This is a genomic window from Elstera cyanobacteriorum, from assembly GCF_002251735.1.
In the GTDB taxonomy this organism is placed as follows: Bacteria; Pseudomonadota; Alphaproteobacteria; order Elsterales; family Elsteraceae; genus Elstera; species Elstera cyanobacteriorum.
Map to the genome: position 1 here is coordinate 207899 of NZ_NOXS01000034.1, position 16665 is coordinate 224563.

The 16665-nt window shown below is 62.4% G+C and carries 11 protein-coding genes; 5 read left to right on the forward strand and 6 right to left on the reverse strand.

Going from position 1 to position 16665, the window contains the following annotated elements; all coding sequences use genetic code 11:
- Positions 1-2: 2 nt before the first annotated feature.
- The 6 genes from pstB to CHR90_RS15980 form a co-directional block, all read right to left on the reverse strand.
- Complete coding sequence (pstB, locus tag CHR90_RS15955; RefSeq protein ID WP_094410101.1) at positions 3-809, reverse strand: phosphate ABC transporter ATP-binding protein PstB; 807 nt, start codon at positions 807-809, stop codon at positions 3-5.
- Between the two features lie 5 nt (positions 810-814).
- Positions 815-2122, reverse strand: a complete 1308-nt coding sequence (gene pstA, locus CHR90_RS15960) for a phosphate ABC transporter permease PstA (protein ID WP_094410102.1) — start codon at positions 2120-2122, stop codon at positions 815-817.
- Complete coding sequence (gene pstC / locus CHR90_RS15965; protein WP_094410103.1) at positions 2115-3500, reverse strand: phosphate ABC transporter permease subunit PstC; 1386 nt, start codon at positions 3498-3500, stop codon at positions 2115-2117. Before pstC ends, pstA begins: the two co-directional genes overlap by 8 nt.
- A gap of 114 nt (positions 3501-3614) precedes the next feature.
- Entirely contained in the window at positions 3615-4643 is a 1029-nt protein-coding gene (locus CHR90_RS15970; RefSeq protein ID WP_212668709.1) for a substrate-binding domain-containing protein, read from the reverse strand.
- Between the two features lie 332 nt (positions 4644-4975).
- Positions 4976-6475, reverse strand: coding sequence for an ATP-binding protein (locus CHR90_RS15975; protein WP_229671560.1), 1500 nt, complete (start codon positions 6473-6475; stop codon positions 4976-4978).
- 19 nt (positions 6476-6494) lie between these two features.
- Positions 6495-8762 (reverse strand): NADP-dependent malic enzyme, encoded by a 2268-nt coding sequence (locus CHR90_RS15980; RefSeq protein WP_094410104.1) that lies wholly within the window; start codon positions 8760-8762, stop codon positions 6495-6497.
- 419 nt (positions 8763-9181) lie between these two features.
- On the opposite strand from CHR90_RS15980, the gene mdh reads away from it, so the two are divergent.
- The 5 genes from mdh to odhB all read left to right on the forward strand — a co-directional run bounded on the left by mdh (position 9182) and on the right by odhB (position 16652).
- Positions 9182-10141: a malate dehydrogenase gene (mdh, locus tag CHR90_RS15985; RefSeq protein WP_094410105.1), complete on the forward strand. Its 960-nt coding sequence runs from the start codon at positions 9182-9184 to the stop codon at positions 10139-10141.
- A 250-nt stretch (positions 10142-10391) separates the two neighbouring features.
- Positions 10392-11588: an ADP-forming succinate--CoA ligase subunit beta gene (gene sucC / locus CHR90_RS15990; protein WP_094410106.1), complete on the forward strand. Its 1197-nt coding sequence runs from the start codon at positions 10392-10394 to the stop codon at positions 11586-11588.
- 2 nt (positions 11589-11590) lie between these two features.
- Positions 11591-12469: a succinate--CoA ligase subunit alpha gene (gene sucD, locus CHR90_RS15995; protein WP_094410107.1), complete on the forward strand. Its 879-nt coding sequence runs from the start codon at positions 11591-11593 to the stop codon at positions 12467-12469.
- 44 nt (positions 12470-12513) lie between these two features.
- On the forward strand, positions 12514-15414 hold the full coding sequence (locus CHR90_RS16000; protein ID WP_094410108.1) for a 2-oxoglutarate dehydrogenase E1 component: 2901 nt from the start codon (positions 12514-12516) through the stop codon (positions 15412-15414).
- Between the two features lie 17 nt (positions 15415-15431).
- On the forward strand, positions 15432-16652 hold the full coding sequence (gene odhB, locus CHR90_RS16005) for a 2-oxoglutarate dehydrogenase complex dihydrolipoyllysine-residue succinyltransferase (RefSeq protein ID WP_094410109.1): 1221 nt from the start codon (positions 15432-15434) through the stop codon (positions 16650-16652).
- Positions 16653-16665: the final 13 nt, after the last annotated feature.

Genomic DNA, 16665 nt, shown 5'->3' on the forward strand with positions numbered 1-16665 from the left:
GCTTAGCCGAAGCGGCCCGTGATGTAGCCCTGGGTGCGCTCGTCGTTCGGATTGGTGAAAATCTGCGCGGTATCGCCGACTTCGACCAGATCCCCGAGATGGAAGAAGGCGGTGCGCTGCGACACGCGCGCGGCCTGCTGCATCGAGTGGGTGACGATGACGATGGTGTAATTGCTGCGCAGTTCGTCGATCAACTCTTCGATCTTCGCAGTGGCAATGGGATCGAGCGCCGAGCAGGGCTCATCCATCAGAATAACCTCGGGATCGACCGCAATGGCGCGGGCGATGCACAGGCGCTGCTGCTGACCGCCCGAAAGCCCGGTGCCGCCTTCGTGCAGACGGTCCTTCACTTCTTTCCACAGACCGGCACGTTCCAGTGACCGCTGGACGACCGCATCGGTTTCTTCGCGGTTACGGACGAGGCCGTGGATACGCGGGCCATAGGCGACATTATCGTAGATCGACTTCGGGAAGGGGTTCGGCTTTTGGAACACCATCCCCACCCGGGCGCGCAGTTGCACGACATCGATACTTGGATCGTAGATATCCTGCTTGTCGAGCAGGATGGTCCCGCCGACGCGGCAGCCTTCGATCACATCGTTCATGCGGTTCAGCGTGCGCAGGAAGGTCGATTTCCCGCAGCCCGACGGGCCGATCAGCGCCGTTACCTCATGTTCGCGCACATCTAGGCTGATCTTATTCAGCGCCCGCTTTTCGCTGTAGTAAACCTCGACGTCCGAGGCTTTCATCTTTACGTGCTTGGCAGCGCCATTCACGGCAGCAGCGGTTTTCGTTTCGGTCGCCAACATGGGGATTACCACTTCCGTTCGAATTTCTTGCGGAGGAAAATCGCAATCGCGTTCATGACCAGCAGGAAGGCCAGTAGAACCATGATCGCGGCGGAGGTCTTTTCAACGAAGCCCCGTTCCGGGCTATCGGCCCACAGGTAGATCTGCACCGGCAGCACCGTTGCGGCCTGGGTGAAGCCCTGGGGAATATCGACGATAAAGGCGACCATGCCGATCATCAGCAGTGGGGCGGTTTCGCCCAGCGCATGGGCCATCGACAGGATCGTCCCGGTCAGGATGCCCGGCATTGCCAGCGGCAGCACGTGATGCGTGACCACCTGCACCCGGCTGGCCCCAAGCCCGAGGGCCGCTTGCCGGATCGACGGCGGCACGGCACGCAAGGAGGCGCGGGAGGCGATGATGATGATCGGCAAGCTCATCAGCGCCAGCACGACGCCACCGACAACCGGGGCAGAGCGGGGCAGGCCGAAGACATTGAGGAAGACCGCGAGGCCGAGCAGACCGAAGACGATGGAAGGAACCGCGGCGAGGTTGTTGATGTTCACCTCGATGATATCCGTCCAGCGGTTCTTCGGGGCGAACTCTTCAAGATAGATCGCCGCCATTACCCCGAGCGGGAAGGCGATAATCAGCGTTACCGCCAAGGTCAGGAAGGAGCCAATGATGGCGCCGCCAACCCCCGCCAGTTCCGGCTGACGGCTATCGCCGCTGGAGAGGAACCAAATGTTCAGGCTGCGGTGCACCTTGCCGTCGGCGCGCAGCGTTTCGAACCAGGCGATCTGCTGCGGCGACAGGCGGGCCTCGCCGCCCTTCGGCGTTTTACCGAAATGGCCCTTGGCGTACATGTCGTAGTCCGACGCGACCGGCACTTTAATCGTCACTTGCTGACCGATGAGTGCCGGGTTCGCCAGAACCTTATCGCGAATGTCATCGCCGGCGCCGTTGGAGAGCAGGGTGTAGAGCGCGCGGGTCTGGCTACGGTCGGTTACATCCGGGAACAGGCTGCGCAGCCCGGCGCGGGCGATGCCCTGGAAGTCGCCGGTTCGCATGTCGTCCGGGTTGCGCTTGCCGCCAGGATCGGCCATTGCCGGATCGATGGTGACCGTCAGCGTCAGGGTGGTCGCCGTGAAGGCGGTATACCCTTGGCTGACGATGCTCCAAAGCAGCACGGCCAGCGCAAGCATCGAGACTAGGATGGCGGCCAGCCCGTAACCGCGGAACCGCTTTTCAGCCGCATATCGCCGCTTCAAGCGCTTGGTAGCCTCGTCGGTGGCGTGAACACCGAGGGCGGGGCGTTCGACGATATCAGTCATATTTTTCCCGATATTTGCGGACAACGGCCAGAGCGATGACGTTCAGGCACAGGGTGATGACGAAAAGCACCAGCCCAAGGGCGAAGGCCGACAGGGTTTTGGGGCTGTCGAACTCCTGATCGCCGACCAGCAGGGTCGCGATCTGCACCGTCACCGTGGTCACGGCGGCCAGCGGGTTGAAGGTTAGGTTGGCGGCCAAACCGGCGGCCATCGCCACGATCATGGTTTCGCCGATGGCGCGGCTGATCGCCAGCATGACGGCGGCGACGATGCCGGGCAGGGCGGCGGGCAGCACGACCTGACGGATGGTTTCCGACTTGGTGGACCCAAGGCCATAAGCGCCGTGGCGCAGGCTTTGCGGCACCGCGTGGATCACATCGTCGGCCAGCGAGGAGACGAAGGGCACGATCATGATGCCCATCACGACGCCCGCAGCCAGCGCGCTTTCGGACGCAACATTCAGCCCGACGGCCGACCCGATATCGCGCACGAAGGGGGCGACGGTCAGCGCGGCGAAGAAGCCGTAAACCACGGTGGGGATCCCGGCCAAGACTTCTAGCACCGGCTTAGCGACCGAGCGAAGGCGCGGGCTGGCGTAATCGGCCATATAGATCGCCGACAGCAGGCCGACCGGCACAGCGACCAGCATGGCGATCACGGTGATCAGCAGCGACCCGGTGAACAGCGGCAGAAAGCCGAAGGCGCCGGAGGAGCCGACCTGATCGGCGCGGATCGCCGTCTGCGGGCTCCATTGCAGACCGAACAGGAATTCGAAGGCCGGGTATTTGGTGAAGAAGCGCAGCGATTCGAACACCAGCGACAGCACAATGCCGACGGTGGTCAGCACGGCGATGGTCGAGGCGATGATCATGATCGCCATCGCAAAGCGTTCGACCCGGTTGCGCGCGCGCATTTGCGGGTTGATGCGCCAGAAGCCGAAGGCAAACCCGGCGATCCCCAGAACCGCGCCGATCAGGCTGATGATGATCGCGCTGGTTTCGTGCAGCGCATGATAATGGCGTACGGCGTCGGCAATCGCGGGATCGGGGGTGCGGGTTCCGGCATTGCCATAGGCAAAGTTACGGATATCGGCCATCACCAGCGTCAACTGGTTCGAACTCATCGCCTGATAGGACGCGGGCATATTGCCCAGGACCAGATGCTGAACGACGGTCGGCTCCAGCACGCTCCACAGCGCCATGACCAGCGCCGCTGGCGCCAGGCACCAGAGCGCCATGTAATAGCCATAATAGCTGGGCAAAGAATGCATGCTCGCCCGTACGCGCGTGCCTTCCAGCGCAAGCACTCGGCGACGACCAAGGAAGAAACCGAAAACCGCAAGCGCGGCAATCGCTAAAAAAACCAAAGACGGGGACATTGGACCCCTCATGTATTCGAAATAACGGAAAACCGGATCGGCGGTCTTGTTCTGACGGGCAAGCGTGCCCTAGGCGAACAAGAGAAGGGGCCCGTTACCGGACCCCTTACCCTATTACATCGCGAGCTTGGTCAGACCGACCGAAGCTTCGCGCACCTTGGCGCGTTCGGCATCCGGCAGCGGGATCAGACCCTTATCGACCAGATAGCCTTCCTTGCCGTAAGCCTTTTCCGAGACGAATTCGGTGACGAATTCTTTGATGCCCGGAATAACGCCGACGTGCGCATTCTTCACGTAGAAGAAGATCGAACGCGAGATCGGGTACTTGCCAGCCGAGATATTGTCGAAGGTCGAGTCGAAGCCTTCGATCTGGCTGCCCTGCACCTTGTCCTTATTCTGATCGAGGAAGCTGTAGCCGAAGATGCCCAGGGCGTCCGGCGAGGTGTTCAGCTTCTGGATGATCAGATTGTCGTTTTCACCGGCTTCGATATAAGCGCCGTCTTCACGGAGCTTCGAGCAGGCCTGGGCCTTCACCTTCGCATCGGTGATTGCTTTGATTTCCGGGAAATCTTTGCAGCCGAAATCCATGACGAGTTCGACGAACGCATCGCGGGTGCCCGAGGTCGGGGGCGGGCCGATCACTTCGATCTTGGTGTTCGGCAGGTTCGGATTGAGCTGCGCCCAAGTCTTGTACGGATTTTCAGCGAGGCCGCCGTTCATCGGAACCTTTTCGGCCAGCGCCAGATAGATGTCCTTGCGCGACAGGTTCATCTTGGCCGAACCGAGCTTATCGGCAACGACGATACCGTCGAACCCGATCTTCACTTCGGTAATATCGGTCACGCCGTTTTTGGCGCAGGTTTCGAATTCCGACTTGGTCATCGGACGCGAGGCATTGGTCATGTCCGGGTGACCGGTGCCGACGCCTGCGCAGAACAGGCGCATACCGCCGCCCGTACCGGTCGATTCGACGACCGGGGTCTTGAACTTGCCCTGACGGCCGAAGGTTTCGGCCACGGCGGTCGAGAACGGGAACACCGTCGAGGAACCGACGATGCGGATCTGATCCCGCGCCTGGCCGAACGCGGCCGCCGGAATCATCGCAGCGGCAACAGCGGCCACCGCAAGGGTCTTCTTCATCATGCCTTCAAGCCTTTCTGCATGCGTCGCCAGGGCGCAGGTCCACCCCGGGTCAATAGCGTCGCCTTGGGTCGGCGGAGAGTTCCTCGACCTCAAAGACTGATGCGGACCCTAGCGGCGTCAGGCCTCTCTTTTATGACGAAAACATTGCGGATATGTGACAGTGCGCCCTGGCATAATTAACAGGTAGGGTTTTGATAGGGATTGCGGTTTTCAAATACCGCAAATCCAGGTCTCCACCCCAATGGTGTTCCTGGTCTTGCCCGCGATACACCGCTGTTTGCGATCAAAGCTATGCGACGTAAGCAGATCAATTGCGCCAAGAGGACTGGGCTTTACCCGCGCTCGGCGGCGGGCAAAAAAGCGGTAAAGCAGGTGCCCTTGCCGGGGTCGCTTTCGATGCGTAGCGCCCCCCGATGACGGTTGACGATATGTTTGACGATGGCAAGCCCGAGGCCAGTCCCGCCTTGCGACTTCGAGCGGGCCGGGTCGATCCGATAAAAACGTTCGGTGAGACGCGGGAGATGTTCGCGCGGGATACCCTCGCCGTCATCCTGCACCGCCAGGGCGACGGCGCCATAGAGGGGCGGCGGCATGGCGGCGGGGGGCGTCGGTTTATGGCGCACGGTGACCGTGACCGTCCCGCCCTCGCGGCCATACTTCAGCGCATTAACGATTAGGTTTTGGGCAAGCTGGACCAATTCATCGGCGGTGCCGATAACCCGATCATCCCCGTCCACGGTCAGCAGAATCCGCGCGCGGCGCTGATCGGCCTGGGGTTGTAGCCCGGCGATCACCCGCTCGAGCAGCGGGCCGAGGGCTAGGGCGGTGGTCGGATGCTCATGCTCGTGCTGTTCAATGCGGCTTAACGATAGAAGATCTTCGACCAGCCGGGCCATGCGCTGCGCCTCGCCCTGCATAATATCGAGGAACATCGCCTGCGCTTCGGGATCGTCCTTCGCCGGGCCTTGCAGGGTTTCGATGAAGCCGAGCAGCGTGGTCAGCGGCGTGCGGATTTCATGGCTGGCATTGGCCACAAAATCGACGCGGGTCTGTTCGGCGCGGCGCAGGGCGGTCACATCGTGCAGGGTCAGGACGGCGCAGGTACCGTCCGGCGCCACCGATTGCAGGCGCTGCACCGCGACGGTGAATTCCCGTTCCACCGGCGGGGCGAGGCTGAGGGTGGCCGTCGCCCGGCTTTCGCCGCCGCTCAGCACACTGCGCAAGGCGGTTTGTAACGCGGGTTGGCGGAACAGCAGCGTTGCGTCGCGCCCGATGACCGACCCAAAACTTTCAACCGCCCCGCGATTGGCGCCTAAAACCCGTCCGCCGCGATCCAGCGCGAAGACAGGATCGGGGACGGCGTCCAGCACCCCATCGCGCGCTTGAACCAGTCGCATCATTTCGTCATTGCGGTCGCGTTTGGCGCGGTAAAGCCGGGCAATCGCATAGCCAAGGTCGCGCAGCGCCGGGCTGCCTAATCGGGCGGAGGCGGGGAGGGGGCGGTCACCGCCGATCAATTCGTCGGCAAAATTGCGCAGATCATAAATCGCCCGCGCGTGCCGCCGTGCCATCAATACATAATAGAACAGCAGGGCCGCCGCCGCGAGGGCCGCGATCCACGGGCTTGGGATCCACCCCAGCACCAGCGCGGCCCCGATCAGCCCGACCGGCGGAAGGCCCAGCATCAGCACGGCCAGCGCGATGCGGCTGAAAGGCAGCGGCGGATCGGGCAAGGGGACCGGGGTTAGGTCGATATCCTCCCCGCGCACGCCCATCCCGGCGAGCGGATCGGTTGGCGGGGGGGCCGCAGGGTCCGGCGGACGTCCGGTCATATCGGCCACCCCAGCGCTGTTACGCGGCGACGGTTGCAGCGGCCAGCGCCGCCATCGTCACGATATCGCCGACCGTCGCACTCATCGGTACGATCTGGACGGGCTTATCGAGGCCCATCAGCATCGGGCCGACGACGGTGCCGCCGCCGAGCTGACGGATCAGCTTGGCGGAGATATTCGCCGCCGCCAGCGACGGCATCACCAGCACATTGGCCGGACCGGACAGGCGGCAGAAGGGGTAGAGCTTCATCAGCTCGGCATCCAACGCCACATCCGGCGACATTTCGCCGTCATATTCGAAGTAGGTCTTGCGCTGATCGAGGATCTTCACCGCCTCGCGAATACGGTCGCCATTGGCCGTCATCGGATTGCCGAAGTTGGAATAGGACAGCAATGCCACGCGCGGCTCGTGCCCCATGCTGCGCGCCTTGGCGGCGGTCTGAATGGCGATATCGGCCAGTTCTTCCGGCGTCGGCACCGGGTTCACATGGGTATCGGCGATGAACAGCGTCTGGTTGCGCAGCAGCATCAGCGTTAGGCCGAACAGCCGTTCCTGGGCGTGCATGTCGATGGCGTGGCGCACTTCTTCCAGCGTCGTCGAGAAGGACCGGGTAACGCCGGTCACCATCGCGTCGGCATCACCCAGCGCAACCATGCAAGCCCCGAACACATTGCGATCCTGGTTCACCATCCGCTGACAATCCCGGTACAGGAAGCCCTGACGTTGCAGCCGATGATAGAGATAGTCTGTGTACTTCTTGTTATGGCGGGCGACAGCGGCGTTGACGATTTCAAGATCTTCCGCCCCGACCAGCCCGGCGGCGCGAATGGTTTCTTGAATGCGATGTTCGCGCCCGATCAGCACCGGCTGGCCGTAGCCCGCCGCGCGGAAGCCCAGGGCAGCTCGGATCACCCGTTCCTCTTCCCCTTCGGCGAAAACGACGCGGCGCGGGTTCTGGCGCACGCGGTTAAAGATGCCTTGCAGGCTGGCCGCCGTCGGATCGAGGCGACTGGCGAGGGCGCGGGCATATTCAACGAGGTCGCCAATCGGTTTCCGGGCGACGCCGCTGTCCATGGCCGCTTTGGCGACGGCGGGCGGGACGGTGGCGATCAGGCGCGGATCGAAGGGCACGGGAATAATATATTCGCTGCCGTAACGCAGTTTGCGCCCGGCATAAACGGCCGCCAATTCTTCCGGCACCGGCTGGCGGGCCAGATCGGCGATGGCGTGGACGGCGGCGATCTTCATCGCATCATTGATGGCGGTGGCCCGTACGTCCAAAGCGCCCCGGAAGATATAGGGAAAGCCGAGGACGTTATTCACTTGGTTCGGATAGTCCGACCGGCCCGTTGCCACAATCGCATCGCCGCGCACATCCTTCACCTCCTCCGGGGTGATTTCCGGATCGGGGTTGGCCATCGCAAAGATGATCGGCTTTGCCGCCATATCGGCGACCATATCGGCCGTTACCGCGCCCTTGGCCGACAGGCCGAAGAAAACATCGGCGCCCTTCATGGCGTCGGCCAGGGTGCGCGCGTCGGTCGGCACCGCATGCGCCGACTTCCATTGGTTCATCCCTTCGGTGCGGCCCTGGTAAATCGTGCCCTTGGTATCGCAGAGGATAACGTTTTGGTGCGGAACGCCCAGCAGCTTGACCAGTTCGACGCAGGCGATGGCGGCGGCCCCGGCGCCGTTGACCACCATCTTAATGTCTTTCAGCGAGCGACCGGTCAGGTCCAGGGCATTGATCAGCCCGGCGGCGGCGACAATGGCGGTGCCGTGCTGATCGTCGTGGAAAACCGGAATATCCATCAACTCGCGCAGGCGCTGTTCGATGATGAAACATTCCGGCGCTTTAATGTCCTCAAGGTTGATCCCGCCGAAGGTCGGGCCGAGGTAGCGCACGGAATTGATGAATTCATCGACATCGCGGGTATCAACCTCGATGTCGATACCGTCGATATCGGCGAAACGCTTGAACAGAACGGCCTTGCCTTCCATCACCGGCTTCGACGCCAGCGCCCCGAGATCACCGAGGCCCAGAACGGCGGTGCCGTTGGAAATCACCGCGACCAGATTGCCCTTCGCCGTATAATCATAGGCCATATCGGGCGATTTAGCGATTTCAAGGCAGGGGGCGGCGACGCCGGGCGAATAGGCGAGCGCCAGATCGCGCTGGGTGACCAGCGGCTTGGTCGGTGTAACTTCGATCTTGCCGGGACGCCCGCTGGCGTGCATGGCAAGGGCTTCGGCGTCGGTCACTTTCTTTTGCGTGGGCGTCGTCATCGTCGCGCGTTTCTTCCCGAATTCCCTGGCGGACGGGCGGTTCCCAGCCAGAGATGTTTTGTTGCATTCGTATCGAATTTTTCCCGCAAATTCAGGGAATTCGATAGGGTTAGACTCCCAGCATAGCACATCCCGGTCAAACAAAAGCAGGGCTGCTGCGGCGGGTTGCCGCATTTGCTGCCGTGCACACGCTGCATGGCGGTTTTTTAAGGGGTTGGCCGGTGTGCGCTGCGTCGCTGTACTTGCCCTGGGCGGCGTTTCGCTGTAGCAAGCGGGACGATGACGCGTCCGGGCTTCATGCCGCACCGGGGCTGGCGATCTTGGCTTCCGCTGGGGGGCTAGGGTTCCTCGTCTAGAAGGGGCTGAGGGCCGGGCTGCGCCGGACCCCTGTTGTTTCTGAGTGAACGAGGAAAAGCCCAATGGCACGGAATAAGATTGCGCTGGTCGGTGCCGGCAATATCGGCGGCACCCTGGCTCTGCTGGCTGGCCTGAAGGAACTGGGCGACATCGTCCTGTTCGACATTATGGACGGCGTGCCGCAGGGCAAGGCCCTCGACATCGTTGAAGCCTCGCCGGTCGAAGGCTTCGATGCCAAGCTGACGGGCGCCTCCGACTATAGCGCGATCGCCGGGGCCGATGTGGTCATCGTCACCGCCGGGATCCCCCGCAAGCCGGGCATGAGCCGTGACGATCTGATCGCCACCAACGCGGGCGTGATGGCCAAGGTCGGCGAAGGCATCAAGACCTACGCCCCGAACGCTTTCGTGATCTGCATCACCAACCCGCTCGATGCGATGGTGTGGGTGCTGCAACAGAAGTCGGGCCTGCCGCCGGAAAAGGTCGTCGGCATGGCCGGCGTGCTGGATAGCGCCCGCTTCCGCTACTTCCTGGCCGAAGAATTCAATGTCTCGGTCGAAGACATCACCGCCTTCGTGCTGGGCGGTCACGGCGATACGATGGTCCCGTCGGTCCGTTACTCGACCGTTGCCGGTATCCCGCTGCCGGACCTCGTCAAGATGGGCTGGACGACCCAGGAAAAGCTGGACCAGATCGTCCAGCGAACCCGTGACGGCGGCGCCGAAATCGTTAACCTGCTGAAGACCGGCTCGGCTTTCTACGCCCCGGCATCCTCGGCGATTGCGATGGCCGACGCATACCTGAAGGACAAGAAGCGCGTTCTGCCGGTCGCCGCCTATCTGACCGGCCAGTACGGCGTGAACGATCTTTACGTCGGCGTGCCGGTGGTGATCGGCGCGGGCGGTGTGGAACGCATCGTCGAAATCGAACTGGATGCGACCGAAAAGGCAGGCTTTGAAAAGAGCTGCGATGCGGTGCGTACTCTTGTGCAAATCTGCAAGGACATCGACGCCAAGGCCTAAGCCTTAGTGTAACTCCCCTACGAATCCGCGTATTGCCACACGTCAGCCCTGATAAAGCTGCATTTCTTTGCTGCTGGGGCAGTGGTATGGTGCGCGCCGTTCGTGGGGGAGGCGTTTATTGTAATTTCGTGTCCAGAAGCCGGGGCGTTTTGACAAGAACAGACCGGCTTTTGGCTCCCGCCCGGGGTACCGGGCATCAGGATCCGCTGTCTGCCTCGAAGGGGTGGGGAGAGAGCGAACGGGAGGACCGATGAATATTCATGAGTATCAAGCCAAGCAACTCTTGGCGAAGTTTGGCGTAGCGGTTCCGCGCGGGGGTGTCGCCTATACCCCGGACGAAGCTGCCAAGGTTGCCCAGGAACTTGGCGGCCCGGTTTACGTAGTGAAGTCGCAGATCCACGCCGGGGGCCGCGGCGCCGGTCGCTTCCAGGACGATCCGAACGGCAAGGGCGGCGTCCGCGTCGTCAAGTCCGTCGATGACGTGCGCGACAATGCTGCCGCCATGCTCGGCAAGGTGCTGGTCACGAAGCAGACCGGTCCGCAGGGTAAGGAAGTGAAGCGCCTGTACATCGAAGAAGGCGCCGATATTAAGCGCGAACTCTATCTCGGCATGCTGGTGGACCGCGCGACCAGCCGCATCACCGTCATGGCCTCGACCGAAGGCGGGATGGAGATCGAAGAAGTCGCCCATCACTCCCCGGAAAAGATCCTGAAGCTGGCGATTGACCCGGCGACGGGCCTGCAGGGCTTTCACGGTCGCCGCGTCGCTTTCGCCCTCGGTCTCGAAGGCAAGCAGGTCGGCGCCTGCGTGAAGTTCCTGACCGCCATGTATAAGGCGTTTGTCGAGCTTGATGCCTCGATCGTCGAAATCAACCCGCTGGTCGTGACTGGCGCGGGCGATGTCATCGCGCTCGATGCCAAGATGAACTTCGACGATAACGCGCTGTTCCGTCATTCGGACATCGAAGCGCTGCGCGACGAAGACGAAGAAGACCCCGCCGAAATCGAAGCCTCGAAGCATCAGCTTTCCTATGTGAAGCTCGATGGCAATATCGGCTGCATGGTCAATGGCGCGGGCCTGGCGATGGCCACGATGGACATCATTAAGCTCTACGGCGGCGAGCCGGCGAACTTCCTCGATGTTGGCGGCGGCGCCACCAAGGACCGCGTGACCCAGGCGTTCAAGATTATCTTGGGCGATCCGAACGTCGAAGGCATCCTCGTGAACATCTTCGGCGGGATCATGCGCTGCGACGTGATTGCGGAAGGCGTTGTTGCCGCCGCGCGCGAAATCAGCCTGAACGTGCCCCTGGTGGTGCGCCTCGAAGGCACCAATGTTGATCTGGGTAAGAAGATCCTGGCCGAATCGGGCCTGCCGATCCTCTCTGCCGATAATCTTGCCGATGCTGCCGATAAGGTGGTGAAGGCCGTGAAGGAGGCCGCGTAATCATGGCTGTTCTGGTCGATAAAAACACGAAGGTCATCTGCCAGGGGTTCACTGGCGCCCAGGGTACCTTCCACTCGGAACAGGCGATTGCCTACGGCACCAAGATGGTCGGCGGCGTGACCCCCGGTAAGGGCGGCACCAAGCACCTCGATCTGCCGGTCTTCGATACGGTGGCCGATGCGGTTCTGAAGACGGGCGCCAATGCCTCCGTCATCTACGTGCCGCCGCCCTTTGCCGCCGATGCGATCCTCGAAGCCATCGACGCCGAAATCGAACTTGCGGTCTGCATCACCGAAGGCATTCCGGTGCAGGATATGATCCGCGTGAAGCGCGCCCTGCAAGGCTCGAAGACCCGTCTGATCGGGCCGAACTGCCCGGGCATTATCACGCCGGGCGAATGCAAGATCGGCATCATGCCCGGTCACATTCACAAGCGCGGCAAGATCGGCATCGTGTCGCGTTCGGGCACGTTGACCTATGAAGCGGTGGCGCAGACCACGGCGACGGGCCTCGGCCAGACCACCTGCGTCGGTATCGGTGGCGATCCGGTGAATGGCACCAACTTCGTCGATACGCTGGAGTTGTTCGTGAAGGATCCTGAAACCGAAGGGATCATCATGATCGGCGAAATCGGCGGCGATGCAGAAGTGCGCGGCGTCGAATTCCTGCAGGCCAGCGGCACGAAGAAGCCGGTCGTCGGCTTCATTGCCGGTCGTACCGCCCCGCCGGGCCGCCGCATGGGCCATGCCGGTGCCGTCATCTCCGGCGGTAACGATACGGCGGACTTCAAGGTAGACGCGATGAAGGCAGCAGGTATTACCGTTGCAGAGTCGCCCGCTCACCTCGGCAGCGCTATGCTGTCGCTGATGCAAGCCCGATAACCTCTCATCCGAAGGCGGCGGGGCATATGCCCCGCCGATTGCTTATGGCACAGGCCCTCGCTCAGAACTCCTTCCTCTCCGGTGGCAATGCCACCTATATCGCAGAAATTTTCGCGCAGTATTTGACCGACCCCGCCTCGGTCGATCCAAGCTGGGCCGCCTTCTTCGCCGGGTTGGACGATGATGCGCGCGCAGTGCTGGGCGAGTTGAAGGGGGCCAGCTGGTCGCGGGCGCGGACCAAGATCATCGGGGCCGAAGATCCTGCGGCGGCGTCGGCCAAGGGTGCCAAGGCCCCGGCCAAAGGCGGCAAGCCCGCCAACGACGGCGCTATTAGCATCGAAACGTTACAGGCCGCCGCGCGCGATAGTATCCATGCGATGATGCTGATCCGCACCTATCGCATTCGCGGCCATCTCGAAGCGACGCTCGACCCGCTGGGTCTGGAGCCGCCGAAGCCGGTCAGCGATCTTTCGATCGAATATCATGGGTTTACCGCCGCCGATCTCGATCGTCCGATCTATGTCGGCGGGGCGCTGGGCTTTGAAACCGCGACGCTGCGCGATATCGTCGCCCGCTGCCGCGCGGTTTATAGCCGCACCATCGGCGTCGAATATATGCACATCCAGGACCCGGACCAGCGTCTGTGGATCCAGCAGCGCATTGAAGGCGAAACCGAAAACACCACCGATTTCACCCAGCGCGGCAAAAAGGCGATCTTTGAACGCCTCGTCGCTGCCGAAGGGATGGAACGGTTCCTCGATAAGAAATACACCGGCACCAAGCGCTTTGGGCTTGAAGGCGGCGAAACCCTGATCCCGGCCATCGAGCAGGTGTTGAAGCGCGGCAGCCAGCTTGGTCTCGAAGAAGTCGTTCTTGGCATGCCGCACCGTGGCCGCCTGAACGTGCTGACCAATGTGATGCTGAAGCCCTTCAAGGCGCTGTTCAGCGAGTTCCAGGGCAATTCGGCCAGCCCGGACGATGTGGAAGGGTCAGGCGACGTTAAGTACCATTTGGGCACCTCCGCCGACCGCGAGTTCGACGGCAAGATGGTCCATCTGTCGCTGACGGCGAACCCGTCGCACCTCGAAGCGGTAGACCCGGTCGTTGTCGGCAAGGTGCGCGCCAAGCAGGAACAGCGCGGCGATACGGATCGCACGAAGGTCATGGCCATGCTGCTGCACGGCGATGCGGCCTTTGCCGGTCAAGGCCTTGTTGCCGAAACCCTGGCGCTGGCCGAACTGCGCGGCTACCGCACCGGCGGCACGATCCATTTCATCGTGAACAACCAGATTGGCTTCACGACCGCCCCGTCCTACTCGCGCTTTACGCCCTATCCGTCCGATCTGGCCAAGGCCGTGCAGGCGCCGATTTTCCACGTCAATGGCGACGATCCCGAAGCCGTTGTCCACGCCTCGCGCATCGCCATCGAATTCCGCATGATGTTCAAGCGCGACGTGGTGATCGATATCGTCTGCTATCGCCGTCACGGCCATAATGAAGGGGACGAACCGGCTTTCACCCAGCCGCTGATGTACCGCAAGATCGCCACCCATCCGACCACCCGCCAGATCTACGAAGATCGTTTGGCGGCGGAAGGCGTGCAGAGCAAGGCCGAAGCCGAAGCGGAAGTGAACCGGTTCTTCGAATACCTCGAACAGGAATTCGAAGCCTCCAAATCCTACAAGCCGAACAAGGCCGATTGGCTGGAAGGCAAGTGGACGGGCCTGAAGACCGCCCCGGACGATGACCGCCGTGGCACGACCAGCGTTGAGTTGGACGTGCTGAAGGAAGTCGGCCTTGGGCTGACGAAATATCCCGATGGGTTCAACGTTAACCGCAAGATCGTCCGCCAACTCGAAGCCAAGCGCCAGGCGATTGAGACCGGCGAAGGCATCGATTGGGCGACGGCGGAAGCCTTGGCGTTCGGCACGCTGCTGGTCGAAGGCGTTCCCGTGCGCCTGTCGGGCCAGGACGCTGGGCGCGGCACCTTCAGCCAGCGGCATTCGGTGCTGATCGACCAGGATACCGAAGCGCGCTTCGAGCCGCTGAATAACCTGCGCCCCGAAGGCAAGCAGTCGCGCTACGAAGTGATCGATAGCCCGCTGGCCGAAGCCTCGGTACTCGGGTTCGATTACGGTTATAGCTTGGCCGAACCGCACGCGCTAACCCTGTGGGAAGGCCAGTTCGGCGATTTCGTCAACGGTGCGCAGGTCATTATCGACCAGTTCATCTGCTCGGCGGAATCGAAGTGGCTGCGCATGTCGGGCCTCGTCATGCTGCTGCCGCACGGTTACGAAGGCCAAGGGCCGGAACATAGCTCCGCCCGGCCGGAACGCTTCCTGCAGCTTTGCGCCGAAGACAATATGCAAATCTGCAATCTGACGACCCCGGCGAATTACTTCCACGCCCTGCGCCGCCAGATTCGCCGCGATTTCCGCAAGCCGCTGATCATCATGACGCCGAAGTCGCTGCTGCGCCTGAAGGCGTGCCAGTCGAGCTTGGCCGATTTCGCCCCCGGGTCGTCCTTCCACCGCGTGCTGGGGAATGAGGGCGAGTTGGTGGCGGGCGATGCCGTAAAGCGCGTCGTGATCTGCACGGGTAAGGTCTATTACGATCTCGCCGCCGAGCGCGAAAAGCGCGGCCTGAAGGATGTCGCCATCGTTCGCCTGGAACAGATCTATCCGTTCCCGAAGACCAAGCTGGCCGATGAACTGGCGAAATACCCGAACGCCGATGTGGTTTGGTGTCAGGAAGAGCCGGAAAACCAGGGGGCTTGGTTCTTCGTCGACCGTCGCATCGAAGGCACGCTGACGGCGATCAACCATAAGACCAAGCGCCCGGTCTATGTCGGCCGCGTTGCGGCGGCGGCACCGGCGACGGGTCTGCTGAAGCGTCACAATCAAGAACAGGCGGGGCTGGTGAACGCTGCCCTGACCGTTGCCTAATAAAGCTCGAGGATACAATGGCCATCGAAATCAAAGTCCCCACCCTGGGCGAATCGGTCTCTGAAGCGACGGTTGCCAAGTGGCTGAAGAAGGTCGGCGACGCGGTGAAGGCCGACGAAGCCGTCGTCGAGCTTGAAACCGATAAGGTGACGCTGGAAGTCAACGCCCCGGCAGCGGGCACGCTGACCGACATCGTCGCCGCTGAAGGCGTGACCGTTGGCGTTGCGGCGCTGCTTGGCGTCATCGGCGGCGATGGATCGGCGAAGCCGGTCGCGGCTCCGGCGGCTGCCGCTGCGGCGCCTGCCCCTGCCCCGGTGTCGGCCCCGGCCGCTGCCGCCCCGGCGGCGCATGCGCCGCTGCCCTCGGCTGCGAAGCTGATCGCGGAAAACAACCTCGCAGCCTCGGCGATTACCGGGTCGGGCAAGGATGGCCGCGTGACCAAGGGCGATGTGCTGGATGCACTGGCCGCCAAGGTCGGTGGCGCGGCCCCTGCCCCCGTTGCGGCCTCGGCCCCGGTCGCTGCCGGTCCGCGGGAAGAGCGCGTCCGCATGACCCGCCTGCGCAAGCGCATCGCCGAACGGCTGAAGCAGGCGCAGAACACTGCCGCCATTCTGACCACCTTCAACGAGGTGGATATGACGGCGGCAATGGCCTTCCGCACGCAGTACAATGAAGCCTTCGAAAAGAAGCACGGCGTGAAGCTGGGCTTCATGTCGATCTTCGTGAAGGCCTGCTTGGCGGCGCTGAAGGAACTGCCGGCGGTGAACGCCGAAATCGACGGCGATGAAATCGTCTACAAGAACTTCTACGATATTGGCGTGGCCGTTGGTACCGAACAGGGCCTGGTCGTGCCGGTGCTGCGCGATGCCGATCAACTAGGGTTCGCCGACATCGAAAAGAAGATCGCTGAACTCGGTAAGCGCGCCCGCGACGGTAAACTGTCGCTGGACGAACTGCAGGGCGGCACCTTCACCATCTCCAACGGCGGCGTTTACGGCTCGCTCCTGTCCACCCCGATCCTCAATACCCCGCAGTCGGGTATCCTCGGGATGCACAAGATCCAGAAGCGCCCGATGGTGATCTCCGATAAGTCGGGCGACCGGATCGAAATCCGCCCGATGATGTATTTGGCGCTGTCCTATGACCATCGCATCATCGACGGTCGTGAAGCGGTGACCTTCCTTGTGAAGGTAAAGGATCTGATCGAAGATCCGCGCCGTCTGCTGTTCGACGTCTAATCGACGCTTGAAA

Bases quoted from the DNA above. Each gene is read 5' to 3' on its own strand.
- pstB (WP_094410101.1), bottom strand. From the start codon at position 809: ATGTTGGCGACCGAAACGAAAACCGCTGCTGCCGTGAATGGCGCTGCC.
- pstA (WP_094410102.1), bottom strand. From the start codon at position 2,122: ATGACTGATATCGTCGAACGCCCCGCCCTCGGTGTTCACGCCACCGAC.
- pstC (WP_094410103.1), bottom strand. From the start codon at position 3,500: ATGTCCCCGTCTTTGGTTTTTTTAGCGATTGCCGCGCTTGCGGTTTTC.
- CHR90_RS15970 (WP_212668709.1), bottom strand. From the start codon at position 4,643: ATGATGAAGAAGACCCTTGCGGTGGCCGCTGTTGCCGCTGCGATGATT.
- CHR90_RS15975 (WP_229671560.1), bottom strand. From the start codon at position 6,475: ATGACCGGACGTCCGCCGGACCCTGCGGCCCCCCCGCCAACCGATCCG.
- CHR90_RS15980 (WP_094410104.1), bottom strand. From the start codon at position 8,762: ATGACGACGCCCACGCAAAAGAAAGTGACCGACGCCGAAGCCCTTGCC.
- mdh (WP_094410105.1), top strand. From the start codon at position 9,182: ATGGCACGGAATAAGATTGCGCTGGTCGGTGCCGGCAATATCGGCGGC.
- sucC (WP_094410106.1), top strand. From the start codon at position 10,392: ATGAATATTCATGAGTATCAAGCCAAGCAACTCTTGGCGAAGTTTGGC.
- sucD (WP_094410107.1), top strand. From the start codon at position 11,591: ATGGCTGTTCTGGTCGATAAAAACACGAAGGTCATCTGCCAGGGGTTC.
- CHR90_RS16000 (WP_094410108.1), top strand. From the start codon at position 12,514: ATGGCACAGGCCCTCGCTCAGAACTCCTTCCTCTCCGGTGGCAATGCC.
- odhB (WP_094410109.1), top strand. From the start codon at position 15,432: ATGGCCATCGAAATCAAAGTCCCCACCCTGGGCGAATCGGTCTCTGAA.